The organism is Micromonospora sp. DT43 (assembly GCF_049841645.1).
Taxonomy (GTDB): Bacteria; Actinomycetota; Actinomycetes; order Mycobacteriales; family Micromonosporaceae; genus Micromonospora.
In genome coordinates this window covers 99344-122692 of sequence record NZ_JBNCKR010000015.1, presented here as the reverse complement: position 1 = coordinate 122692, position 23349 = coordinate 99344, and the positions used below count along the sequence as shown (strand labels likewise).

The window sequence follows — 23349 nt, the reverse complement described above, 5'->3', positions numbered from 1 at the left end:
GACGGCTCGCGGCCCTCCGCGCTAGTACGCGCCCTTGCGGGCGAGCACGACCCCGACGGTGCGCCAGAGGATGCTCAGGTCGTACGCCAACGACCAGTTGTCGACGTAGTAGAGGTCCAGCCGGACGGCCTCGTCCCAGGACAGGTCGGAGCGGCCGGAGACCTGCCAGAGGCCGGTCATGCCGGGGCGGACCAGCAGACGGCGGCGCACGTCACCGAGGAAGTCACCGTCGTCGGCGGGCAGCGGGCGCGGCCCGACCAGCGACATCTCACCCCAGAGCACGTTGATCAACTGCGGCAGCTCGTCCAGCGAGGAGGCCCGCAGGAAGCGACCCACCGGGAAGACCCGAGGGTCCTCCTTCATCTTGAACAGCATGCCGTCGGTCTCGTTCTGGTCGGTGAGGCTGGCCAGCCGGTCCTCGGCGTCGACGTACATGGTCCGGAACTTCCACACCCGGAAGGTGCGCCCCTCGTGGCCCACCCGGGGCTGGCGGAAGAAGACCGGCCCGGGGTCGGAGATCCGGATCGCCACGGCGATGGCGAGGAAGAGCGGCACCAGCATCAGCAGGCCGAGGCCGGCGGCGACCCGGTCCATCAGGTTCTTGGCGAGCAGCGCCGGCCCGGAGAGGGTGGGCTCCTCGACGTACAGCAGCGGCAGACCCTCGATCGGCCGGATGTGCACCCGGGGGCCGGCGATGTCGGTCAACTGCGGGGCGACCACCAGGTCGACGCCGGAGCCTTCGAGCTGCCAGGCCAGCCGGCGCAGCTCGCCCGGCTCCGCGCTTGCCGATCCGCAGACCGCGATGGTGTCCCCACCGACCTCGCGGACCAGTGCCAGGACGTCGCGGCCGGCGTGCACCGGCACCGGGGTCGGCACCCCACGGGCCGCCGCGTAGCCGTCGGTGATGTGGATCGCGACAGGTATCAACCCGGCATTCGGGCTGCGGGTGACAGCCGCGTAGACCTCCAGGCACTCCGGCAGGGTGCCCACCAGCACCATCCGGTGCGCGGCCTGGCCGGCGCGTCGGCGGATGTAGTGCAGTGCCCAACGGGCCACGAACCGACCCCAGAGGATCAGCAGCAGTGCCCCGAGCAGCGCCGTGCCGACCGTCCAGCGCGACGGCGCCGTCTTGGTGGAGAAGGCCAGGAACGAGACGCTGGCGGTGACTGTCACCGCGCCCCGGATCACCCGCTTGAACTCGTCCGGCCCCAGCCCCAGGTAGCGCCGGTCGTACGCCCGGTTGCTCCAGAGGATGACCACCCAGCCGAGTGGGAGGAGCAGGTAGGAGATCGTGTGGAACCAGGTGAGATCCGTGTGCGAGCCGGAGAAGCCCGAGGTGGCCTGGTCGAACAGTTGGATCGCGATCCAACTGGCGAACGCCGCCGCCCCGAAGTCGAGCAGCAGCAGGATCGCCGTGTAGGGGCGGTGCCAGCGGGAGACACGGCGTCGCGCCCTGGCCCATGCCGACCGAGGGACGCCGTTGTGCGACGGCGGAGTCGGCGGCTGGATCTCGAAGCTGTCGACGTGCCGCACGAGTCTGCTCCGGCCTTCGTTGGATACCGGGCGCTGGAGGCTTGCCGTCACCTCACCCATGTCCTCCCGCATGACACGGGCCGCTCACTCGACGTGAGGGCCCGGGTCGCCCACCGTTCCAGTCTCCCACGCGGGCTCCGACCGGTCGTCGCCCGAAGGAGATTGGCGACCGATGGTGCCGGAGGGATCTGGCCGGCTCCGCACCATTTCAGAAGCCGGGGACCGGGCCACTATACCGATGGATGCGCGTGTGGCGAGAAGGGTGGACGGGAGCTTCGGCGCACTCTGGCCGATTCCGCTCCGTAGTCGCCGAGTGCAATTACTCACCGTACGAGTCGGGACAACCGTCGGTCAGCGAGCGGCTTGCCGCCCGTCTGGCACGTCGGGCAGTACTGAAGGCTCGAATCGGCGAACGACACCTCCCGCACCGTGTCCCCGCAGACCGGGCAGGGCAGTCCGGTGCGGGCGTGCACCTTCAACCCGGACCGCTTCTCACCCTTCAGCTCGGCAGCACGCTGGCCGAGGGACCGCTCGACCGCGTCACCGAGCACCTGTCGCGTCGCCGCGTGCAGGGTGGCGAGCTGGGCGTCCGTGAGCCGATCGGTGATCGCGAACGGGGACAGCTTCGCGGCGTGCAGGATCTCGTCGGAGTAGGCGTTACCCACCCCGGACAGCACCGACTGGTCGGTCAACACCCCCTTGACCTGCCCGCGCCGACTGCGCAGCCGCTCGACGAAGGTGGGCAGGTCGGCGGCGAGCGCGTCCGGGCCCAGCTTGGCCACCCCGGGAACCGCCGCCGGGTCGGTGACCAGGTACGCGGCAAGCTTCTTCTGGGTCCCGGCCTCGGTGAGGTCGAAGCCCGAGCCGTCGTCGAGGCGGACGCGTACCGCGATCGGCCCCTTGCCGGGCCGCAGCGGCGTCGTGGAGGGAAACGCCTCCCGGTAGTGCAGCCAGCCCGCCCGGGCCAGGTGCACCACGAGATGCAGGTCACCCTCGATGACCACGTCGAGGAACTTGCCGTGCCGCCGGGCGTCGACCACCGCCCGGCCGGCGACCGCGGCGGGTGCCGGGTCGTACGTCTTCAGGGCGCTGATGGCGGCGATCTCCAGCCGGTCGACACGCCGCCCCACCGCGCGCTGCCGCAGGTAACCCGCGAGCGCCTCAACCTCCGGTAGTTCGGGCACCAGCCAACGGTAGCCTTCTTTCCCGTGAGAATCGTGGTGGCGCACAACCGGTACCGGGAAGCTCAGCCCTCCGGCGAGAACACGATCGTCGACTCGGAGATCGCTCAGCTCACCGCTGCCGGCGTCGAGGTGCTGCCCTTCATCCGCAGCTCGGACGAGATCCCGTCGATGTCGAAGGCGGCCAAGGCGCTGCTGCCGATCTCGCCGATCTGGGCGCCGCGCGCGCAGCAGGACCTGAGCCGGCTGCTCACCGAGCACCGCCCGGACGTCCTGCACCTGCACAACCCGTACCCCCTGATTTCGCCCTGGGTGGTGCGGACCGCGCACCGGCACGGCGTGCCTGTGGTGCAGACGGTGCACAACTACCGGCAGGTCTGCTCGTCGGGGATCTACTTCCGCGACGGTGTGATCTGCCAGGACTGCAAGGGCCGGGCGCTGGGCGTGCCGGCGATCAAGCACAAGTGCTACCGCGACTCGGCGGCGCAGAGCGCGCTGATGGCGACCACCCTGGCCGTGCACCGGGGCACCTGGCGCTCGGTGGACCGCTACATCGCGCTCACCACTGCCATCGCCGACCACCTGCACGATTACGGCATTCCGGACGATCGGATCGTCGTGAAGCCGAATGCCGTACCCGATCCGGGCCGGCCGGCGCCGCTGGGTGACGGCTTCCTCTACATGGCCCGGCTGTCGCCCGAGAAGGGTGTCGACCTGCTGCTCGACGCCTGGCGGCGGCACCCGGTGGGCACGCTTGGCACGCTGCGGGTCGCCGGGGACGGCGAGCTGCGCCCGCTGGTGGAGGCCGCCGCCGCCGAGCGACAGGACGTGGTCTACCTCGGTCAGCTCGACCGCGCCGGCGTACGCGCCGCGGTCGAGGCGAGCGCGGTGGTGATCGCGGCCTCGATGTGGCACGACGTGCTGCCGACGGTGATCATCGAGGCGCTGGCCAGCGGTCGGCCGGTGCTCGGCACCGCGCTGGGCGGCATTCCGTACCTCGTCGGAGCGGACGCCCCGCACGAGCCCGCAGGCACCGGCCCGGCCGAGACCGCCTCGGCGGTCGCCGGGAGTGGCGGGCCGGCCATGCCGGCGGGGATCGGCCTCGGCGAGGCCGGCTGGGTGGTGGCGCCGGAGCCGGCCGCGCTGGCCGCAGCCCTGCCGGTGGCCCGGGCCGGCGCGGCCGCTCTGGCTCCGGCCGCCCGCGCCCGCTACGAGCGGACCTTCCACCCGGACGTGGTCACCAAGCAGCTCGTCGACATCTACGCGGGCATGACCCACAGCTGATCCACCCGGGCGCGGGTCAGCGCAGGGAGGCGCGGGCGGAGAAGGCGATGCTGGCCAGCAGGAAGCCGCCGTTGACGATCGTGAACGCGACAAGCACCCAGAGGACCAGGGCGGGGGCCACGGCCAGCACAAGGGCGGCCACGAAGACCACCGCGCCGTAGTCGCGGACCAGCTTCGCGAGGCGTACGGGCAGCGAGGTCGAGGTGACCATGCTGGCGGCGTTCGGACCGGCCTGCATCACCGACGTCACCAGGTTGACCATCCAGGTGCCGGCGAAGGTCGCCACCAGCCAGGTCGGCGTGGACGGCTCCTGCGCCACGGCGGTGGCGGCCAGGGCGGCCACCAGGGCGATCTGCGCGGCCACGTCGCAGAGGATGTCGATCCGGGCCCCGGCCGCGCTGCCCTGGCCGGTCACCCGGGCGAGCTGCCCGTCGGCGCAGTCCAGGGAGTACGCGACCTGCCAGCCGACCAGGGCGAGTAGGCCGACCACCCAGGCCGGTACGTCCCCGGCGGCGACCGGCCCGGCGAGCGCCACCACGGTGACCGAGGTGGCCAGGCCGAGCACCAGGTTGGTGATCGTCAGCGCGGTGGGGCGCAGCCCGAGGCGTTGCGCGACGAGCGCGAAGACGGCGCCCAGCCACTGGCTGATCGACTCGCTGAACAGGCCACCGCCCCGGTTCACCCGGTGGAAGTCGGCGACTGTGGGACGGGGCTCAGCCAAGCTGGTCGCGGATTGCACCGGCGTAGTCTGCCAGCCGCTCCCGCGTCTCGGTAGGCGACAGGGCCAGGTGCTCGAGGATCGTGTAGCGGTCCGGTCGGGTACGCGGCGCGAACTGCACCGCCTCCACGAACTGGTCGTCGGTGAGGCCCACCTCGGCGGGGAGCCGGGGCAGACCGTGCCGGGCCAGGCAGGCCGACATCTCCCCGAAGCGGCGCTGGTCCCCGCGCAGCCAGGTGCAGAACAGCGCACCCAGCCCGGCCAACTCGCCGTGCGAGGCGGTCCCCGGAAAGAGCGAGTCGACCGCGTGCATGATCTCGTGGCAGCCGCCGCTGGACGGACGGCTGGTGCCGCAGATCGCCATCGCGAGGCCGCTGGAGATCAGTGCCTCGGCGAGCACTGTGACGAACGCGTCGTCGCTCATGTCGCCAGGGTGGTTGAGCACCGCTTCGGCACCCGCCCGGGCCAGCGAGGCGGCCAGTCCGTCCACCGGCTCACCGCGTACCCGCCGGGACAGTTCCCAGTCGGCAAGCGCGCTGATGTTGCTGATCACGTCGCCGATGCCGGCCCTGTTGTGTCGGTCCGGCCCGCTCTCCACGAAGTCCAGGTCGACGATCACCCCGATCGGGATGTGCACACCGTAGGAGCCCTTGATCCCGTCGGTGATCAGGCTTGCCACCGGGGAGGCGATCCCGTCGTTGGCGAGGCTTGTCGCCACCGACACCATCGGCAGCCCACGGCGGGTCGCCGCGTACTTGGCGACGTCTATCGTCTTGCCGCCGCCGATGCCGACGACCGCGTCGTACGACCGGGCGCGGAGTTTGCCGCCCAGGTCGTCGGCGGCGTCCAGCGTCCCGCCGGAGACGGTGAACACGTCCGCCGAGCGCAGCGACGGTCGGATCAGCTCAGCGATCTGCGCGCCCTGGCCCGGACCGACCACCACCGCGACGTCACCGCCGGAGGAGATCCGCCCGTCGACCAGGATCGCGGCCAGGTCGGCGACCGCTCCGCGTCGCACGTCGATGTGCAGCGGGGTGAGGACGCTGCGAGCTAGTAGCGGCACGCGATCTCCCGCGCGCGGGCCAGGTCGGCGTGGTTGTCGACCTCCACCCACGGGACATCGCCGATCGGCGCGGCCCGCACCTCGCCACCCCGGTCGGCGAACTCCTGGTAGCCGTCCTCGTAGTAGAGGTTCGGGTCCCGCCGCCAGGTCGCCTCCAGCGCGTCGGCGAGGGCGTCGGCGACCTGCGGCTCGATCAGGGTCGCGCCGATGTACTCCCCGTACGCCTCGCCCGGATCCATGATCTTGGTGATGCGGGTGAGCTGGCCGGCGGCGTCGAAGGTGGTCTTCATCTCCTCCTCGGCCAGCGGTTTGAGGGTGTCCACCGCGAGCAGGATGCCCGGGCCGCGCTCGGCCAGCAGGGTCTTCTCGATGCTCACCGGGTGCACGGTGTCCCCGTTGACGAGCAGCACCCCGCGCGCGAAGTACTCCCGGGCCAGCCAGAGGGAGTACGCGTTGTTCCACTCCTCGGCCTTGTCGTTGTGCACCAGGGTGAGCGTGACCCCGTACTTCTTCTCCAGGTCGGCCTGCCGCTCGCGGACCGCGTCCGCCGCGTAGCCGACCACGATCACGATGTCGGTGAGCCCGACCTCGGCGAGGTTGCCCAGCGCGATGTCCAGGATCGTGGTCTCGCCGTCCACCGGCACCAACGCCTTCGGCAGGGTGTCGGTGTACGGGCGCAGCCGTCGTCCCGCCCCGGCCGCGAGCACCATTCCGATCATCGCGACATCCTCCCTCGTCCTGCTCCCCGTCACCGGTGGAGGATAGCGCCGGCTGGGCGTGCCGCTCCGGCCAACCGGGTCAGCCGGGCAGCGCCGCCAGGTCGGCGAGCATTCCCAGGCGCTCCTCCGCGTCGAGCGCGGCGTACGGGCCGGCGGCCCGCCTGTCGGTCTCCAGCTCGATGGCCAGCCGCTCGGGGCCGGTGGGCAGGGCGGCGACGCTCGACGCGGTGTGTCCGGCCGCGGTCCAGGCGGCGGCGTACGAGTCGGCCCGGTGGTGGCGCAGCGTGCCGAGCCGGTTGAGCAGCAGCACGCCGGGCGGGGTGCCGTCCGGCTCGTGCGGGGGCGCCAGCGCCGCGAACGCCGACCCGTCCCGGTCGTCGTCGGTCAACACCAGGGCGTACGTCAGCAGTCGGCCGAGCGCCGCCACGAGCCGCGTGACCCGTTCGTCCTGCCCGGCCCACAGCTCCTCGGTGACCTCGGCGTGCACCTGGTACAGCTCGCCGAGGAAGGCCGCACCCCGCTCGGTGGCGGAGAGGGTGCCGTCCGGGTGGCGGTGGAGCATGCCGTACGCCATGTGTTTGTCGACGGCCCGACGGACCGTGACCGGGTCGGCGTGGCGGGTGACCGCCGCGAAGCCCGGACCGTCGACGGTGCCTCCCGGCGCGGCGAGCCGGGTGCGCAGGTCGACCAGGAGGCCTGTCGCGGCCGGGCCGCCGTACCGCTGACCCAGCTCCGCCGCGCCGCCGTGCCGGCCGGCGAGCATGCCGGCGTGGAACACCCGGTCCACGGCCGGGGCCAGCAGCCCGGCGAGCCGATGCGGCGCCAGCTCGACGGTGTTCACCTACCGATCGACCGCAGGATCAGGTGGTCGTGCTCGATGCGGGCCAGGTCGTCGTGGTCGACGATCAACGCGCCGGCGCAGCGCAGGGGCTCGGTGGACACGCTTCGACAGTAGCGAGCGTGCCCAGATCGCGACGACGCCCGGTCTTGTCCCGGAAACATCCAAAGACGACGATGTCCGTACCGAATGCCACCGTCCCAAAGGGGTGATGTGTGATGCAGGTACGGGAAGCGATGTCCAGCCAGGTCCTCGTCGTCGGTCCGGAGCACACGCTGCGTCAGGCGGCCCGGATGATGTCGGCCCGCGGTGTCGGCTCGGCGGTCGTGATCGACCCCGAGTCCGAGGGCGTCGGGATCATGACCGAACGCGACGTGTTGAAGGCCATCGGCGCGGGCCTCGACTGCGACACCGAACGCACGGGCGCCCACCTGACCTGGGACGTGGTCTACGCGGGCCCGGAGTGGACGGTGGCCGAGGCCGCCGCCGCGATGGCCCGGGGCGGCTTCCGGCACCTGGTGGTGCTCGACGGCGGGGAGGTGGCCGGGGTGATCTCGGTGCGGGACATCATGCGGGTCTGGGCGGAGAGCCAGGTGGCCGCCGCGACCTGACCCGGGCAGGTGTGCGGGGCCGAATCGACGGGTAAGGATCCCTCGCGGGCACGGAGGTGCCGTGGCCCGTGAGGGAGGGCCCGATGCGTGACGCGGAGCGCCTGGTCGAGCAGCAGTACGCGATGCTTCTGCGGCGGGACGTGGCCCGGCTGCCGGATCTGTACGCCCCGGAGGCGTTCTACTCCATGCCGGGTGTCACGGTCCGGCCCATCGAGCTGCCCGCGCTGCTGCGCACCTGGACTGGCGCATTCCCCGACCTGCGGGTCGACCCGCTGGGCGTGGTTCGCACGTCCGGTGGCGCGGCCGTCGAACTTCGCCTCAGCGGCACCCACACCGGCACGCTGCACTCGCCGTACGGCACCGTCGCGCCTACCGGCCGCCCGGTGAGCTGGGAGGTGGCCGACGTGGTCCGGGCCCGCCGGGGCCGGATCGTCGCGTGGCGCTCCTACTTCGACTGGAGTCATCTCCTCGACGCGCTCGGTGTGCAGTTGGAGGGCCTTTCCCGGGCGGCGCAGCACGACTCGCTCGCACTTCCGGTCTGATCTGAGGTCGACCGGTCGGCTCGGTTCACCCGTCCCGGTGGCTCAGGATGCGGACATCGCCGTGCCGTCCGCGCGTTCCCCGCCGCCGCCCGTACGCTCAATGTCCATGACCGCCGAGCAGCTGATCTCCTTTGCCCGTGGGGCGCCCTCGCTGGACATCGTCGATGTCGAGGGGCTCAAGGCCGCCGCCGTACGCGCCTTCGACGCCGACCCTGCGGGGGTCACGGCGTACGGCACCTCCGTCGGTTACCTTCCGCTGCGAAAGTGGATCGCCGACAAGCACGGGGTGGAAGCCAACCAGGTGCTTGTCACCAATGGCTCGCTCCAGGCCGACGCGTTCCTCTTCGACCACCTGGTCCGGCCCGGCGACGCGGTGGTGGTCGAGCGTCCGACGTACGACCGCACGCTGCTCAACCTCCAGCGGATGGGCAGCGAGCTGCACAGCATCGCGGTCCAGCCGGACGGTCTGGACACCGCCGAGCTGCGCAAGCTGCTGGAGTCCGGCGTCCGCCCCCGGCTCGCGCACGTCATCCCGAACTACCAGAACCCGGCCGGCATGACGCTGTCGCTGGAGAAGCGCCGCGAGCTGCTCGACCTGGCCGCCGAGTACGAGTTCACGATCTTCGAGGATGACCCGTACGCGGACGTCCGCTTCCGTGGCGAGGCGCTGCCGTCGATGCTCTCGCTGGACACCCGCAACGTGGTCGTGCACGCGTCGAGCTTCACCAAGACGGTCTGCCCGGGCGTACGGGTCGGTTACCTCGTCGGGCCTGCGGATCTGATCGCCGACATCGCCAGGAACGCGACGAGCCTCTACATCTCGCCCGGCATGGTGTCGCAGGCGATCGTGCACCAGTTCTGCGTCTCCGGCGACATCGACCGCTCGATCGAGACCGTCCGGGCGGCGCTTGGCGAGCGCGCCCGGGTGCTTGCCGAGTCGCTGCGCCGGCACCTGCCGCAGGCCCGGTTCGTGGAGCCCGACGGCGGCTACTTCCTGTGGGTGGAGTTCCCCGAGGACGTGCTTGTGGACCGGCTCGCCCCGGCGGCGGCCGAGCGTGGGGTCGCCGTGGTCAAGGGCAGCGACTTCGTTCTCGACGGTGGGCGGCATGCCCTGCGGCTGGCCTTCTCGGCGGTGACCGCCGACAAGATCGACGAGGGTGTCCGCCGGCTCGCGGCGGCTGTCGAGGCCATCCGGAGCTGATTTCTGTCGGGTTCCCGACAGAACGACGATGCCGGCCGTCCCAGGACTCCCCAGCGGGCGGCCGGCGGCTCACAATGCTGCGAGCGTCACCCGTCAGGTGTAGCGGGGCTTACCGCCCCGCCGCCGTCTCGGGCCACGCGTGCAGCACAACCCCCGCCCCCACGGGCGCCGGGTGGGCCGTGTCGTCCTTCACCCCCCGATGCGGCCCGGCCCGCCCGGCGCCGCACCCGCGACCGCCGTCACACGTGCCGATGGCGACCATCGGCGTAGCCTGCAACCCGCAGGCGAGCGCGGGGAGGTGTCGCGATGACGGATCGGGCAGAGCGGGGCCGGACGGCGCCCTTGAACAGCGGTCGGGTGCTGCGACCGCGGGCATGGCCGTCCCCGGTCCGGGCGGTGACCAGGATGCTCAACGCCGACGGGTCGCCACCCACTCCGGCACCCACCGGCACCGGCCGCAGCGGGGTGGTCGACTGCGCGCTCTACGTCGACGGCAAGCGCCAGCCCGGCGACTGGACGTACGCGGACGCGCTGGAGGCGGCCCGCCGGGAGGAGCACGGCTTCGTCTGGATCGGGCTGCACCAGCCGGAGCTGGCCGAGATGACAGCCATCGCGGAGACGTACGGCCTGCACGAGCTGGCCGTCGAGGACGCGGTGAAGGCCGAGCAGCGGCCCAAGCTGGAGCGCTTCGGGGAAGTGGCCTTCCTGGTGCTGCGTACCGCCCGGTACTGCGAGCACACCGAGTTGACCGAGACCTCCGAGGTCGTCGAGACCGGCCAGGTGATGCTCTTCATCGGCCCGAACTTCCTGATCAGCGTCCGGCACGGCGACGCCTGTCGGCTCTCCCCCGTCCGCGCCGACCTGGAGACCAAGCAGGAGTTGCTGCTCCAGGGCCCGTGGGCGGTCGCGTACGGCGTGACCGACCGCGTGGTCGACCTCTATCTGGAGGTGGCCGAGCAGCTCGAGGACGACCTGGACGTGCTGGAGGCCGAGGTCTTCGACCGCAACAGCCACGGGCGCATCCAGCGGATCTACCAGATGAAGCGGGAGCTGGTGGAGTTCAAGCGGGCGGTGATCCCGTTGCAGCGGCCGCTGATGACGCTTACCTCCCAGATGAACCGGGACGTGCCCAAGGAGATCCGTAAGTACTTCCGGGACGTGCAGGACCACCTGAGCCGCACCGTCGAGCAGGTGAACTCGTACGACGACCTGCTGAACTCGATCCTGCAGGCGCGGCTGGCCCAGGTCAGCGTGGACCAGAACAACGACATGCGGAAGATCGCCGCGTGGGCGGCCATCGCCGCCGTCTGGACGTCCATCGCCGGCGTCGAGGGCATGAACTTCGACAACATGCCCGAGCTGAAGATGACGTACGGCTATCCGGTGGTTCTGGCCCTGATGCTCGGTGTCTCCCTGGCCCTCTACCGCTGGTTCCGCCGCAACGGCTGGCTCTGACCGCGCGGCGGCGGCGCCTGGACCGCTGCGGCGCCGGACCGGCACCGTGATCGACTCGGCTTCCATGAAGTCGGGGCATCCGGCAGTCCCGGACACCCCCATTTCATGGAAGTCGAGTGGATCTTGCGGAAGCGTTGGCTCTGACCGCGCGGCAGCGCCGGCGAGCGGGAAGAACCCGCGTCGCCGGCGCTCGCTGCGTTGCTGTGTCGGGGGTCAGCGGCGGCCGTTGGTGCGGGCCGTGTCCTTGCCCAGCGCCTTGGTGAGGTCGTCGGTCGGCCGACCGGTGACGTCCGTGGCACCCTCGGCGACCGAGGGGACCTTGTCGGTCGGGCGGATGCCAGTCTGCTTGGCCGGGGCGGTGGTGCTGGCGCTGCTACCGCCGGCCACCGCCGAGCTGCCGGCGCCGGTCATCCCGGCCGCGCCGCTCATGGCGGACCCGTCGGTCCCCTTGGTCGCGGTCGGCGTACGCACCTCGATCGAGTCGACCTCGTCGCGCATCGGCTCCAGGGTGCGGGTCGGGTCGTACTCCGCCCACTCCTGCTGCTCCCGGCGGCGACGCAGGGCGACCGCACCGGCCAGGCCGGCGATGGCGCCCGCGGCCAGCAGGCCGGTCATCATCGAGCCGCGACGGCGCGGCTGCTTCTTCTTACCGGTGATCCGCATGGTCTTCGACTTGGCCTTCCTGGTCAGCGGCCCTGCCTGCGCGGCGCCGTCCCGGGCTGCCGCCGCCAGCGGTGCCAGCGTGGTGAGTGTGGTTCCCCAGCCGGTCGACGCGCGATCGCGCAGATTCACCGCGGCCGGTCCCACGTAGCCCCGGGCCACCTGGACCCGCGGACCGACGGTCGCGCCGGCGCCCTTGGCCGCGTGGTTGGCTGCCTGCATCAGGTGGCTGATGCTCTGGTTCAGCTCAGCCTTGGCGAGCTGGCCCTGGGACTGACGCCGCCCGATTCCAAACACGGTCCTACCTCCTGGGAGTTGTTCCTTCGTCATCCTCCACCAACGGATGCCTCCGCGATGCCAGATCGGGCACATGGGAGGATCCGCATGGAACTGACCAACGAGTGAGGAGTACCCGTGGCCGAGGCTGTCTACGCCACCCTGCACACCAACGCTGGCCCGATCCGGCTGGAGCTCTTCCCGAACCACGCTCCGAAGACGGTCCGCAACTTCGTCGACCTGGCCGAGGGCAACCGGGAGTACACCGACCCGCGCACCGGTCAGCCGGGCAGCGGGCCGTACTACGACGGCACCATCTCGCACCGCGTGATCAGCGGTTTCATGGTTCAGATGGGCGACCCGACCGGCACCGGCCGGGGCGGACCGGGCTACAAGTTCGCCGACGAGTTCCACCCGGAGCTGCGCTTCGACCGGCCGTACCTGCTGGCGATGGCGAACGCCGGACCGGGCACCAACGGTTCGCAGTTCTTCATCACCGTGTCCCCGACGCCGCACCTCAACAACCGGCACACCATCTTCGGCCAGGTAGCCGACGAGGAGTCGGTGAAGGTCGTCGACTCGATCGCGAACACCCCGACCGGCCCGAGCGACCGTCCGCTCCAGGACGTCGTCATCGAGCGGGTCGAGATCGAGCGGTCTGCCGCCTGACGAACCCGCGAGGTACCTTTGCTCGCATGATTGAGCGCTCCGGAGCACCGCGCCGGCCAGCGTCGGTGAGCCGCGCGGTGGCGGACGGAGGATTGGCCCGGTGAGCGAGTCCCCTCCGACCACCCCGGTCTGCTACCGGCACCCTGGTCGGGAGACCTACATCCGGTGCACCCGCTGCAACCGGCCGATCTGTCCGGAGTGCATGCGGGAGGCGTCGGTCGGGCACCAGTGCCCGGAGTGCGTCAACGAGGGACGTCGCACCGTCCGGCCGGCACGTACCGCCTTCGGTGGTGGTACGGCCGGCCGGCACGGCTACGTCACCAAGGGCATCATCGCCCTGAACGTGCTGGTCATGCTGCTGTCGATCGCCTCCGACAGGGGTGGGGACGCGGCCGTGGGCGGCTCCGGCTTCGGCGGACTGATGGGCGGCGGCACCCCGCTTACCAACTGGGGTTCCGTGCTCGGTCTGGCCGTCCTCCCCGACGGCACGCTGGGCGGCATCGCCGAGGGCCAGTGGTATCGGCTGGTCACCGCGATGTTCCTGCACTACGGCGTCATCCACCTGCTGCTCAACATGTGGGCGCTGTGGGTGCTCGGCCGGTCGCTGGAGGCCAACCTCGGGCCGCTGCGTTTCGGCGCGCTCTATCTGGTCGCCGGCCTCGGTGGCAACGTGGCCGCCTACCTGTTCAGCGCCTCGAACTCGGCGACGGCAGGCGCGTCCACGGCCGTGTTCGGCCTCTTCGCCGCGCTGATCATCATCGAGCGCAAACTTGGCCGGGACATCTCCCAGGTGATCCCCATCCTGGTGATCAACCTGGTGTTCACGTTGACCGTGCCGGGCATCTCCATTCCCGGACACCTCGGTGGCCTGGTGGCCGGCGCGGCGATGTCCCTGGTGCTCGCGTACGCGCCACGCGGTCGACGTACGCTGGTGCAGGCCGTGGGCGCCGCGATCATCCTGCTGATCCTGCTCGGCCTGGTCCTCTTCCGCACCGCGCAACTGCTGGGCTGACGGCTCAGGGGTATCGGCGGGCGGCGCGCAGCTCGGCGGCTACCTCCTCCGGGTTGGTGCCCAGGTCGTATCGGCCGAAGAGGTGCAGTGACTCGCCCGCGTCGATCTCCAGGACCTCGGACGTGAGCCCCCATCGCGGTCGCCGTTCCACGGTGATCGCCTCGATCTCCGGCCAGGGCAGCCTTCGGCGACCAGCGAACCCACGGATGACTGTGAGTCCTGCCGGATCCACCACCAGTCGGACCGGGGCGATCAGGTCGCGTACCGCCCAACCGGCCAGCGCGGCCGCGGCCAGGGCGGCCAGCACCAACCTCAGCGGGTCGCCGTCGGCGAAGATCAGCCCGAGCGCGACCAGCAGGACCGCACCGGCCAGCTTCGCCGCCGGTAGGCTCGCCGGCACCCGCCACTGCTGGACCGGGGAGATGTCATCCACCCGCCCAGCATGCCAGCGGCGGCCAGCTCCCGGCAGTGCCGGCCCGGCCCGCGAGTGCGGGCATCCGCGCTCGTGCGCCGCACCATCGGCGCGCGCACCCGCGTGCCGGCGGAGGGAGAGCGGGCCCGGGGGCAGTCGGTCGGTCCACGGACGACGTAGGATCGGGTCAGCCAGGTTACCGGGGAGTAAACATGAGTGACGCGGTCATCGTCGGCGCGGTACGCACCCCGGTCGGGCGGCGCAAGGGCAGCCTCTCCGGTGTCCACCCGGTCGACCTGTCGGCCCACGTGCTGCGCGCCCTCGCCGAGCGCACCGGCCTGGACCCGGCCCAGGTCGACGACGTCTTCTGGGGCTGCGTGTCCCAGGTCGGCGAGCAGTCGTGGAACATCGCCCGCAACGGCGTGCTCGCCGCCGGCTGGCCCGAGACGGTGCCCGGCACCACGCTGGACCGGCAGTGTGGCTCCAGCCAGCAGGCCCTGCACTTCGCCGCCGCGACAGTCCTCTCCGGCCAGGCCGACCTGGTGGTCGCCGGCGGAGTGGAGTCGATGACCCGGGTGCCGATGGGCTCCAGCGTGGCGGGCGGCATGCCGTTCAGCGACCAGCTGCGCGCCCGCTACCGGGGTGTCGAGGGCTTCGCCGACGACGCGCCGCTGCCGTTCAACCAGGGCGTCGGGGCCGAGCTGATCGCCCGCCGGTGGCGCCTCTCGCGTACCCAGCTCGACGAGTTCGCGCTGGCCAGCCACGAGAAGGCCGCCGCCGCCCAGGACGCCGGGGCGTTCGACCCGGAGTTGACGGCGGTGCCGCTGGCCGACGGTGGCAAGTTCACCGCCGACGAGGGCATCCGCCGGGACACCTCACTGGACAAGCTCGGTGAGCTGGCCACCCCGTTCCACGCCGACGGCGTGGTCACCGCCGGGTCCGCGTCCCAGATCTCCGACGGCGCCGCCGCGCTCGCGGTGACCACCTCCGAGTGGGCCAGCCGGCACGGCCTGCGCCCGCTGGCCCGCATCCACACCGCCGTGGTCGCCGCCGACGACCCGGTCACCATGCTCACCGCGCCCATCCCGGCCACCGCGAAGGCGCTGCGCCGCGCGGGGCTGGGCATCGAGGAGATCGGGGTGTACGAGGTGAACGAGGCGTTCGCCCCGGTGCCGCTGGCCTGGCTGGCGGAGACCGAGGCGGACCCGGAGCGGCTCAACCCGCGCGGTGGCGCGATCGCCCTCGGGCACCCGCTCGGCGGCTCCGGCGCCCGGATCATGACCACGATGCTCCAGCACATGCGGGACAACGGCCTCCGCTACGGCCTGCAGACCATGTGCGAGGGCGGCGGAATGGCCAACGCCACGATCGTCGAGCTGGTCTGACCCGGCGGCCCGCCGCCAGCCGAGGCACGCCGGGGCGAAATGGTCTCGCCCCGGTCCGGCACGCCGCCTAGGGTGCCCATCGTGACGACGATCGCCGACGAGCGCGCCCCCGACTGGTCCAGCGACGAGTGGCAGCAGGAGGCCCGAGCCTGGGTCGACGAGCAGCTCGGCAGCGCGGGTCGCCGGGTCACCGGGCCGGTGGAGCCCCGCGTCCGGCCGTGGTCGCTGGTCTGGCGGGTGCCGACCGACGGTGGGCCGGTCTGGTTCAAGGCCAACAACCGGGGCACGACGCACGAGGCGGTCCTGATCGCGACGCTCGCCGGGCTGACGCCCGAGCGGGTGCTGACCCCGATCGGTGTGGACCGGGAGCGCGGCTGGTCGCTGCTTCCCGACGGCGGCGAGTCGCTGCGTGACGTGCTGGAGCGCGATCCCGACCTGACGCACTGGGAGCGAGCCCTGCCCGGGTACGCGGCACTCCAACTCGCCACCGCGTCGTACGCCGACGAACTGGTCGCCGTCGGCGTACCGGACCACCGCCCGGAGGTACTGGCCGGACTGCTCACCGAGCTGCTCGACGATCACGAGTCCCTGCGCGTCGGCGCGGAGGGCGGGCTCCCCGTCGCGACGTACGAGCGGCTGCGGGCGGAGCTTCCGGCGTACGCGCAGCGGTGTCGGCGGCTCGCGGACATCGGCATTCCGGCCACGGTGCAGCACGACGACCTGCACGACGGCAACGTCTTCGCCGGCCCGGCCGGGTACCGCTACTTCGACTGGGGTGACGCCTCGGTGGCGCACCCGTTCGGCACGCTGCTGGTGACCCTGCGCTCCATCAGGTACGCCACCGCGTTGTCGGCCGACGACGCCAGCCTGGCCCGGCTGCGCGACGGCTACCTGGAGGCGTGGACCGACCGCTTCGACCGTCGCACCCTCGTCGAGGCCGTCGACCTGGCCCTGAATCTGGGCGCGGTGAGCCGGTCGCTCTCCTGGCGGCGGGCCCTGGACACGGCCGACCCGGCCCGTGCGGAGTACGCCGAGGCGGTACCCGGTTGGCTCGCGGAGCTGTTCGCCGCCACCCCCCTTCAGCCCGACCGCTGACCGGTATCCGTCCACGTCGGAAGTCGGACAGGCGGTGCGACCCGCCGCGTGGAACTTCCAAAATTTCGACGTGACCCACGTCACCGGCGCCGGGGAGGTCGTTGGGCAGGTCATGGACGTCTTCTCCCGAACGTTCCTCCCGGCCGCCACCGAGGCCGGCCTTGCCGTACAGACCGTGAGCCGACACATGCCGGTCTTCCGCCGCTGCGTCGGCTCCGGCGACGCCACCATCCTGGTCACCCGTTGCAGCCGCCCCGACCGCCCGGTCACCGGCGACTACCTGTTGCTGCTCACCCACCGCCGGCTGGTGGTGACCCAGCAGACCCGGCTCCTGCACCGGCTGCGCCTGCACCTCAACACCGAGCTGCGCGAGCTGAGCAACGTCACCTGGAGCCCGGACCCCCGGCTGGGGTCGGTCGAGTTGGCCGCCACGGCGATCGACGGCATCCGTGAGCGGTTCCTCATCCGCACCAGCCACCCGAAGCAGGTGTGGCAGCTCGACGCGCTGCTCAACCACGCCTTCCGGACCCGCCTGCGGGCACCCCGCGAGCGGATCGTCGCCACCATCGGTGACACGCCGGCCGCCGTGCGGCCGAGCGTTTTCCGCCCCGCCGTCGCGCGCTGACGTCGCCCGGATCGGTAGCCCTGCACGGCGCCTTTACCGAACTCGAACACGGGCCGATCGCGCCGAGCCCACCGGGTCGGCAATCATGGGCCGGTGACCGTCGAACCGCCCCACCGCGGGCTCGTCCTCGTGGTCGAGGACGAGCCGGCCATCGCCGACCTGGTCCGGCTCTATCTCACCCGTGACGGGTTCGGCGTACACCTCGAACGCGACGGCGAGGCCGGCCTGAGCGCCGCCCGCCGGCTGCGCCCGGTCGCCTGCGTCCTGGACATCGCCCTGCCCAGCCTCCCCGGCACCGAGATCTGCCGCCGGTTGCGCGAGGCCGGTGACTGGACGCCAGTCATCTTCCTCACCGCCCGCGACGACGAGGTGGACCGGATCGTCGGCCTGGAGCTGGGCGCCGACGACTACGTCACGAAGCCGTTCAGCCCGCGCGAGTTGGTCGCCCGGGTACGCGCGGTGCTGCGTCGCACCGCCGGGGGCCCCGAGGGCGCGGAACGGCAGCGCGTCGTCGGCCCGGTGACCCTCGACCCGGCCCGTCGGACGGTCACCGCCGCCGGCGTACCGGTGCAGCTCACCTCCACCGAGTTCGACCTGCTGGCGCATCTCATGGCCCGGCCCGGCCGGGTCTTCACCCGGGAGGAGCTGCTGGCCGGCGTCTGGGGCTACGCCGCGCACGCCGGAACGCGCACTGTCGACGTGCACGTCGCCCAGGTGCGGGCGAAGCTCGGCCCGGCGAGCGTCATCCGCACCCATCGGGGCGTGGGGTACGCGGTCGATGCCTGACCAGCCCGTGCGCCCCGAGTCGCCGACAATGGCGTTGCCGGTGATCGGCGTCCGCCCGCCGGCAGCACCGAGGCGCAGCCGGCTCGGCCGGACGCTCACCGCCCGCGCGGTGCTTGTCACCTGCGCGGTGGCACTGGTGTCGGTGCTCGTCACGGCCATCGTCGCGGTGCCACTGGCGATCCGGGGCGCGGAGCGACGCGATCAGCAGGCCCTCGCCGCGCAGGCCCGACTCGCCGCCGAGGTGCTGCGCACCCGTCTGGACCGGGGGCGTACCGCCGACGAGGAGCGGCTCATCCAGCAACTGCGCGCCCAGGGCATCGACGCGTACCTGATCCGGCGCGGGACCGTCGACCGGTCGGGCCTGCCGACCCGCGTGGTGCAGCGGATCGGGCAGGGCCGCAACGTGTCGGCCCGCCGCCCGGTCAACGGCCACCGCGCCCTGGTGGAGGGCCGGGCCCTGCCCGGCGGCAACGGGGTGGTGCTGTCCCGCGCCTCGTCGAACGGGCTGTGGGCGCAGGTGCTGCTCAGCCTCTGGCTGCCGCTGCTGGCCGGGTTGGCCGCCGGCGTGGTGGCCGGCCTCCTGCTGGCTCGCCGGCTGGCCCGACCGATCCGCGTCGCGGCCACCGCCGCCGCCCGGCTGCGCGCCGGGGACCGCGCCGTCCGGGTGCCTGTCGAGCCGCCGGACGAGGTCGCCGACCTGGCCGAGGCGTTGAACGGGTTGGCTGCCGCGCTGACCACCAGCGAGGGCCGGCAGCGCGAGTTCCTGCTCTCCGTCTCGCACGAGCTGCGGACCCCGCTGACCGCGATCCGGGGGTACGCCGAGGCGCTCGCCGACGGAGTCATCGAGGCGGACGGCACCGCCGACACCGGCCGGACCATGCTGGCCGAGGCCCAGCACCTCGACCGGCTGATCGGTGACCTGTTGGCGTTGGCCCGACTGGAGGCCGCCGACTTTCCGCTGGAACCGGTGCCTGTCGACCTGACCCGACTGGCCGCCGACGCCGAGCCGACCTGGTCGGGCCGCTGCGCCGCAGTGGGTGTGTCGTTCCGGGTGGAGATACCCGGCCAGCCGGTGTCCGTGTACACCGATCCGGGTCGGATCCGGCAGGTGGTGGACGGGCTGCTGGAGAACGCGCTGCGGGTCGTACCGCCAGGATCGCCTGTGGTGCTCGCGGTCCGGTCGGTCGGCGCGGACCCGGCGGCCGGCGGTGTGCTGGAGGTCCGCGACGGCGGACCGGGCTTCACCGACGACGACCTGGCGGTGGCGTTCGAGCGGGGAGCGTTGCACGAGCGCTACCGGGGGGTGCGCAAGGTGGGCAGTGGGCTGGGGCTGGCACTCGCCGCCGGGCTGGTCCGCCGCCTGGGCGGCGAGATCGTCGCCGGCCACGCGCCCGAGGGTGGCGCCGCCTTCACGGTCCGGCTGCCCGGTGATCCTTACCTGACCCGAACATCGGCCTGACGGTCCGCTCGTCCGCGCGGGGAAGGCTGAGGGCTCCACGGACGAGAGGGAGAGTCATGCCACGTTGGGGATTCGTCACCGGCACCACGGCACTGTTCGCGGCGGTGGCGCTCGGGGTCAGCGGCTGCGGCGCGGCCGAGGTGGCCAGCCAGCCCGCGCGGGACGCCGCGGTCGAGGTGGCCGCCGCGATGGGTGTGGAGGGCCAGGCGCTGACCGCGATGGGCTTCGACGCCACCGACCTGGACGTGCAGACCGTCGCCGCCCCGGCCACCCCGACGCCGGGCGCCTCCCCGACGGCCCGCGACAAGGACCGGCAGAAGCGCGGCGACGATTGGCGCAAGCGCCACCAGGCCCGCGTGCAGCTGCGCAAGAACACCCTGCACGGCGAGGCGGTGGTGCAGACCAAGGACAACGGTACGCAGACGGTCGCCGTGCAGCGTGGTGAGGTGACCGCGATCGACGGCGACTCGATGACCGTCAAGTCCACCGACGGTTTCACGATGACCTGGACCTTCGGCGACGACCTGCGGGTCGTCGAGCGGCGCGCGACGGTGCAGCCGAGCGAGGTCAAGGTCGGCGCGAAGCTCGGCGTCGCCGGCGCCAAGGACGGCGACAAGGGCGTCGCCCGGCTGATCCTCATCCCGCGCGACAAGTGAGCGCTGGGCCCCCGGGTGTACGCCCGGGGGCCCGCACTGCTCAGGCGTGATCAACACGAGTTCCGTGAATCGGGCCTGTCCCGGTCGACGCGATGCCCCGATTTCGCCGAAACCGTGTTGATTAAACGAGCCCCGAGCGCCGGGCGATCAGCGCCCGGGCGGCAGGGCGTAACCCACGTAGCCGCGGAACTCCAACCGCCAGCCGGCCGGCACCAGCTTCGCGCAGGCCGGCTGACTGCCGGTGCAGACGATCGCATCCACAGAGGCCGGGTCGGCCGGCGGTCGGTCCGGCAGGACCGACTGCAACGACACGAGGTCCGGCGAGCCGCCGTCCGGCTGGCGCAGCAGCAGCCACCACGGGTACTCCCAGTTGTCGTTCTGCTCCACCAGCCCGATCCGCCGGGCGCCACTGTCGCGGACCGCGGCCGCAGCCCAGCGGAACTCGTCGGCCCACTGCGGCCGGCGGAGGAACCGGGTGTCCCAGTCCGAGGTGGTGAACACCGAGCCGGAGCCGACGAGCCGGCGCGGGAAGCCGTACGACAGTGCCAGCACCCCGGCCAGCGCCGAGCTGGCCAACACGGCGACCACCGCCAGAGTGGCCACCGATCGCCGCCGTGACGTCACCCCGGGCTTCGGGCTCGCGTGGCGGCGCAGGAGCGCGTCCAGCCACAGCCCGGCGAGCGGTACGGCGAGGACGAGGGCATAGAGCAGCAGCCGGTTGCCCCACGGCTGCCACTTGAGCATCGCGGTGTGCAGCAGCACGGTGGCCAGCACCACGACGGCGTACGCCCGCAGCGGCCCCACCAGCCCGGAGTCGATCCGGCGCGGGCGGACGAGCGCGACAAGCGCGCCGAGCAACGCCACCGCCCCGGCGATCGGGAACGCCACCCGGTCCTCGTCCGGGTACCAGGCAGGCACCGGAAAGACCTCCCGACCGAAGGTGATCGCCCGGTCCTGGGGGTCGACGCCTATCGCGTCCGCGCCGTCGATGATGGCGTCCGCGCTGGCGTTGCGCAGTGGCGCGAGCGGTGTGTCGAACGCCGTGTGCCCGATCCGCAGCGCGTTGACGAGTACCGACGCCGGATCGTGCCGCTCCATCGGGATCGACTCCCGCAGCTGCGGCGGGCCCAGCGGATGCCCGAACTCGGCGGTCACCCGGGCCAGGAACGGGCCGACCACCAGCGCCGCCACCACCAGGATCAGCGCCGAACCAGCGGCGACGCGGACCACCCCGCGGACCGACCGAACCCGACCGGCCGCCGGTGCCCGGTCGGCCAGGGCCAGCCGGAGCTGGGCCAGGCCCCAGAGCACAAGCAGCGGACCCACCGCGATGAGGCCACTGGTCTTGGTGACCGCCGTCAACCCGATGGCCGCACCCAGGCCGAGCAGCGTCCCCCAACCGGTCCGCCGGCGCAGCCCGTCCAGGACGAGTGTCGCGGCGCACGCCACCCACGCCGCGCAGACCAGGTCGGTCTGCGTGCTGGTCGCCTGGAGTACGACCATCGGGGTGCTCGCCAGCACGAACGCGGTGATCAACTGAGCCCGCCGGCCGCCGCCGAGCTGCGCGGTGATCCGCGCTGCCACCAGCAGGCAGAGCACCCCGGCGGCCCACTGCACCAGGTTGTACAGCGCGTCCGAGCCGGTGAGCAGACGCAGGTGCAGGAGCAGGTACTCCGCGCCGGGCGGAATGGTCACCTGCCGGTGGATGGCGGTGGGCCAGAAGTCCAGGTCACCCTGGGCCACCCAGTGCTCGACCTTGGGCAGGTGGTACGTCTGCGAGTCGAAGTTGTTCGGCTCGGCCAGCAGCGCGACAAGCAACTCCAGCAGCACCAGCCCGCCGATGGTGCCGGCTAGCAGCCGCTCGCCCCGACTTGTCGTACGCCAGATCTCGGCTGCCCTGGCGCGCAGACCGCGTACCCCACCGGTCTGGACCGGAGCGGCGTCGTGCCCGCCCTCCGCGCCGCGGTCGGCGAGCGGGGCGGACGTCTCCGGGCCGGTGCCAGCTGTCACCGCCGCGCCGACCGGCACCCGGCGTGGCGTCGCGGCGGGCACGTCGGCGGGCGGGGTGTCCCGGTGCCAGCGCAGGCCCACAGCCGTCGCGGTGGCGAGCAGGTAGATCAGCCAGGCGGCGACGAACGCCGGCCGGGTCAGCGCGTGCAGCGCGCCGAGCACCTCGACGACGAGCACCGCGTACGCCCCGGTGACCAGGGCGGCGCGCACTGCGGCGAGCCGGGACGGCGCCACCGGGTCGACCCCGCGCGGTGTCGTCGCGACCGTGAGCAGGAGCACCGAGGCGGCGGGAAGCACCGCGAGCAGGGAGCCGGCAGCCGACATGGCCGGAAGTAAACACCATCCGGCTGAACCTGCCCCGCCGGATGACCGACGGTGGCGGCATCCACCGGCCCGACACGCCGGGCTAGGCTATGCCCGACGTGTCGTCGCCCCCGTGGAGATCCCCGTGAAGCTCTCGATCCTCATGCCGGTTTACAACGAGGAAGAACGCATCGCAGACGCCCTCAAGCAGGCGTTGGCGGTTGACTACCCGTGCGAGATCGAATTGGTGGTCGTCGACGACGGCAGCCGGGACGGCACCGGCGAGGTCCTTGGTCGCACCGACGACGCCCGCCTGCGGGTCATCACCCACCAGCGCAACGCCGGTAAGGGCGCGGCCATCAAGACGGCAGTGGACAGCGCCGAGGGCGACTACATGGTCATCCTCGACGCCGACCTGGAGTACGACCCGCAGGACATCCCCAAGCTGCTCGACCCGGTGCTCGACGGCCGGGCCACGGTGGTCTACGGCAATCGCACCTTCGGCAGCCACAGCGCCTACAGCTTCTGGTACGTGATGGGCAACAAGGGCGTCACGACGGCGGCCAACGTGCTGTTCAACTCGTACATCGGCGATCTGGAGACCTGCTTCAAGCTGATGCCGGTGGAGCTCTACCGGTCGCTGGAGGTGCGCTCGCGGGGCTTCGGCATGGAGGCCGAGGTGACCGGCAAGCTGCTGCGCCGCCGGATCCGCCCCTACGAGGTGCCGATCAGCTACCGGGCGCGGGGCCGCGAAGAGGGCAAGAAGATCACCTGGAAGGACGGCGTCGAGGCGATCTGGATCCTCGGTCGCGAACGCGCACGCCGTCGTCCCGCGGTCTCGTCCGCGCGCTGATCG

23 protein-coding genes are annotated in these 23349 nt (G+C 72.2%); 14 read left to right on the top strand and 9 right to left on the bottom strand.

Features of this window, described 5'->3' with window-relative positions; genetic code table 11:
• Nucleotides 1-21 precede the first annotated feature (21 nt).
• A complete protein-coding gene (locus ACLQ26_RS28000) occupies nucleotides 22-1593 on the bottom strand; it encodes a sugar transferase (protein ID WP_425747376.1) in 1572 nt (523 codons plus the stop codon).
• A gap of 263 nt (nucleotides 1594-1856) precedes the next feature.
• Nucleotides 1857-2717, bottom strand: coding sequence for an Fpg/Nei family DNA glycosylase (locus ACLQ26_RS27995; protein ID WP_425747326.1), 861 nt, complete (start codon nucleotides 2715-2717; stop codon nucleotides 1857-1859).
• A gap of 24 nt (nucleotides 2718-2741) precedes the next feature.
• Between ACLQ26_RS27995 and ACLQ26_RS27990 the strand changes: the two genes are divergently transcribed.
• Nucleotides 2742-3998 (top strand): glycosyltransferase family 4 protein, encoded by a 1257-nt coding sequence (locus ACLQ26_RS27990; protein WP_425747325.1) that lies wholly within the window; start codon nucleotides 2742-2744, stop codon nucleotides 3996-3998.
• A 16-nt stretch (nucleotides 3999-4014) separates the two neighbouring features.
• On the opposite strand, the gene ACLQ26_RS27985 is transcribed toward ACLQ26_RS27990, so the two are convergent.
• From ACLQ26_RS27985 to ACLQ26_RS27970, 4 genes are all read right to left on the bottom strand, one after another.
• On the bottom strand, nucleotides 4015-4737 hold the full coding sequence (locus ACLQ26_RS27985; protein WP_425747324.1) for a CDP-alcohol phosphatidyltransferase family protein: 723 nt from the start codon (nucleotides 4735-4737) through the stop codon (nucleotides 4015-4017).
• Nucleotides 4712-5779, bottom strand: coding sequence for an iron-containing alcohol dehydrogenase family protein (locus tag ACLQ26_RS27980; RefSeq protein WP_425747323.1), 1068 nt, complete (start codon nucleotides 5777-5779; stop codon nucleotides 4712-4714). The genes ACLQ26_RS27985 and ACLQ26_RS27980 overlap by 26 nt, the downstream gene beginning before the upstream one ends.
• On the bottom strand, nucleotides 5767-6498 hold the full coding sequence (locus ACLQ26_RS27975) for a sugar phosphate nucleotidyltransferase (RefSeq protein WP_007453659.1): 732 nt from the start codon (nucleotides 6496-6498) through the stop codon (nucleotides 5767-5769). The genes ACLQ26_RS27980 and ACLQ26_RS27975 overlap by 13 nt, the downstream gene beginning before the upstream one ends.
• Nucleotides 6499-6577: 79 nt before the next feature.
• On the bottom strand, nucleotides 6578-7339 hold the full coding sequence (locus tag ACLQ26_RS27970) for a hypothetical protein (RefSeq protein ID WP_425747322.1): 762 nt from the start codon (nucleotides 7337-7339) through the stop codon (nucleotides 6578-6580).
• Nucleotides 7340-7554: 215 nt separating this feature from the next.
• Between ACLQ26_RS27970 and ACLQ26_RS27965 the strand changes: the two genes are divergently transcribed.
• The 4 genes from ACLQ26_RS27965 to corA all read left to right on the top strand — a co-directional run bounded on the left by ACLQ26_RS27965 (nucleotide 7555) and on the right by corA (nucleotide 11145).
• Complete coding sequence (locus tag ACLQ26_RS27965; protein ID WP_363680639.1) at nucleotides 7555-7947, top strand: CBS domain-containing protein; 393 nt, start codon at nucleotides 7555-7557, stop codon at nucleotides 7945-7947.
• 83 nt (nucleotides 7948-8030) lie between these two features.
• On the top strand, nucleotides 8031-8489 hold the full coding sequence (locus tag ACLQ26_RS27960) for an ester cyclase (protein WP_425747321.1): 459 nt from the start codon (nucleotides 8031-8033) through the stop codon (nucleotides 8487-8489).
• Nucleotides 8490-8595: 106 nt separating this feature from the next.
• Complete coding sequence (locus ACLQ26_RS27955) at nucleotides 8596-9690, top strand: PLP-dependent aminotransferase family protein (protein WP_425747320.1); 1095 nt, start codon at nucleotides 8596-8598, stop codon at nucleotides 9688-9690.
• Between the two features lie 306 nt (nucleotides 9691-9996).
• Complete coding sequence (gene corA / locus ACLQ26_RS27950; protein WP_425747319.1) at nucleotides 9997-11145, top strand: magnesium/cobalt transporter CorA; 1149 nt, start codon at nucleotides 9997-9999, stop codon at nucleotides 11143-11145.
• 213 nt (nucleotides 11146-11358) lie between these two features.
• Here the strand turns inward: corA and ACLQ26_RS27945 are convergent, their stop codons facing one another.
• A complete protein-coding gene (locus tag ACLQ26_RS27945; RefSeq protein WP_425747318.1) occupies nucleotides 11359-12135 on the bottom strand; it encodes a hypothetical protein in 777 nt (258 codons plus the stop codon).
• A gap of 84 nt (nucleotides 12136-12219) precedes the next feature.
• On the opposite strand from ACLQ26_RS27945, the gene ACLQ26_RS27940 reads away from it, so the two are divergent.
• Complete coding sequence (locus ACLQ26_RS27940) at nucleotides 12220-12750, top strand: peptidylprolyl isomerase (RefSeq protein WP_363680630.1); 531 nt, start codon at nucleotides 12220-12222, stop codon at nucleotides 12748-12750.
• Nucleotides 12751-12850: 100 nt separating this feature from the next.
• Nucleotides 12851-13762, top strand: coding sequence for a rhomboid family intramembrane serine protease (locus tag ACLQ26_RS27935; RefSeq protein ID WP_425747316.1), 912 nt, complete (start codon nucleotides 12851-12853; stop codon nucleotides 13760-13762).
• A 4-nt stretch (nucleotides 13763-13766) separates the two neighbouring features.
• Here the strand turns inward: ACLQ26_RS27935 and ACLQ26_RS27930 are convergent, their stop codons facing one another.
• Entirely contained in the window at nucleotides 13767-14195 is a 429-nt protein-coding gene (locus tag ACLQ26_RS27930) for a PH domain-containing protein (protein WP_425747315.1), read from the bottom strand.
• Nucleotides 14196-14386: 191 nt separating this feature from the next.
• Between ACLQ26_RS27930 and ACLQ26_RS27925 the strand changes: the two genes are divergently transcribed.
• From ACLQ26_RS27925 to ACLQ26_RS27900, 6 genes are all read left to right on the top strand, one after another.
• Nucleotides 14387-15559, top strand: a complete 1173-nt coding sequence (locus ACLQ26_RS27925) for a thiolase family protein (protein ID WP_425747314.1) — start codon at nucleotides 14387-14389, stop codon at nucleotides 15557-15559.
• 81 nt (nucleotides 15560-15640) lie between these two features.
• Complete coding sequence (locus tag ACLQ26_RS27920; protein WP_425747312.1) at nucleotides 15641-16654, top strand: aminoglycoside phosphotransferase family protein; 1014 nt, start codon at nucleotides 15641-15643, stop codon at nucleotides 16652-16654.
• A gap of 112 nt (nucleotides 16655-16766) precedes the next feature.
• Nucleotides 16767-17279, top strand: a complete 513-nt coding sequence (locus ACLQ26_RS27915) for a hypothetical protein (RefSeq protein WP_354857365.1) — start codon at nucleotides 16767-16769, stop codon at nucleotides 17277-17279.
• Between the two features lie 93 nt (nucleotides 17280-17372).
• Nucleotides 17373-18065 (top strand): response regulator, encoded by a 693-nt coding sequence (locus ACLQ26_RS27910; RefSeq protein ID WP_425747310.1) that lies wholly within the window; start codon nucleotides 17373-17375, stop codon nucleotides 18063-18065.
• Entirely contained in the window at nucleotides 18058-19524 is a 1467-nt protein-coding gene (locus tag ACLQ26_RS27905; protein ID WP_425747309.1) for a histidine kinase dimerization/phospho-acceptor domain-containing protein, read from the top strand. The genes ACLQ26_RS27910 and ACLQ26_RS27905 overlap by 8 nt, the downstream gene beginning before the upstream one ends.
• Before the next feature lie 56 nt (nucleotides 19525-19580).
• Nucleotides 19581-20180 (top strand): hypothetical protein, encoded by a 600-nt coding sequence (locus tag ACLQ26_RS27900; protein WP_425747307.1) that lies wholly within the window; start codon nucleotides 19581-19583, stop codon nucleotides 20178-20180.
• 147 nt (nucleotides 20181-20327) lie between these two features.
• Here ACLQ26_RS27900 and ACLQ26_RS27895 read toward each other — a convergent pair whose 3' ends face one another.
• Nucleotides 20328-22514 carry a glycosyltransferase family 39 protein gene (locus ACLQ26_RS27895; protein ID WP_425747306.1) on the bottom strand — a complete coding sequence of 729 codons (2187 nt, stop codon included), beginning with the start codon at nucleotides 22512-22514 and terminating at the stop codon, nucleotides 20328-20330.
• 124 nt (nucleotides 22515-22638) lie between these two features.
• Here ACLQ26_RS27895 and ACLQ26_RS27890 point away from each other — a divergent pair, with 124 nt between their 5' ends.
• Nucleotides 22639-23346, top strand: a complete 708-nt coding sequence (locus ACLQ26_RS27890; RefSeq protein WP_425747305.1) for a glycosyltransferase family 2 protein — start codon at nucleotides 22639-22641, stop codon at nucleotides 23344-23346.
• The last annotated feature ends 3 nt before the right edge of the window (nucleotides 23347-23349 follow it).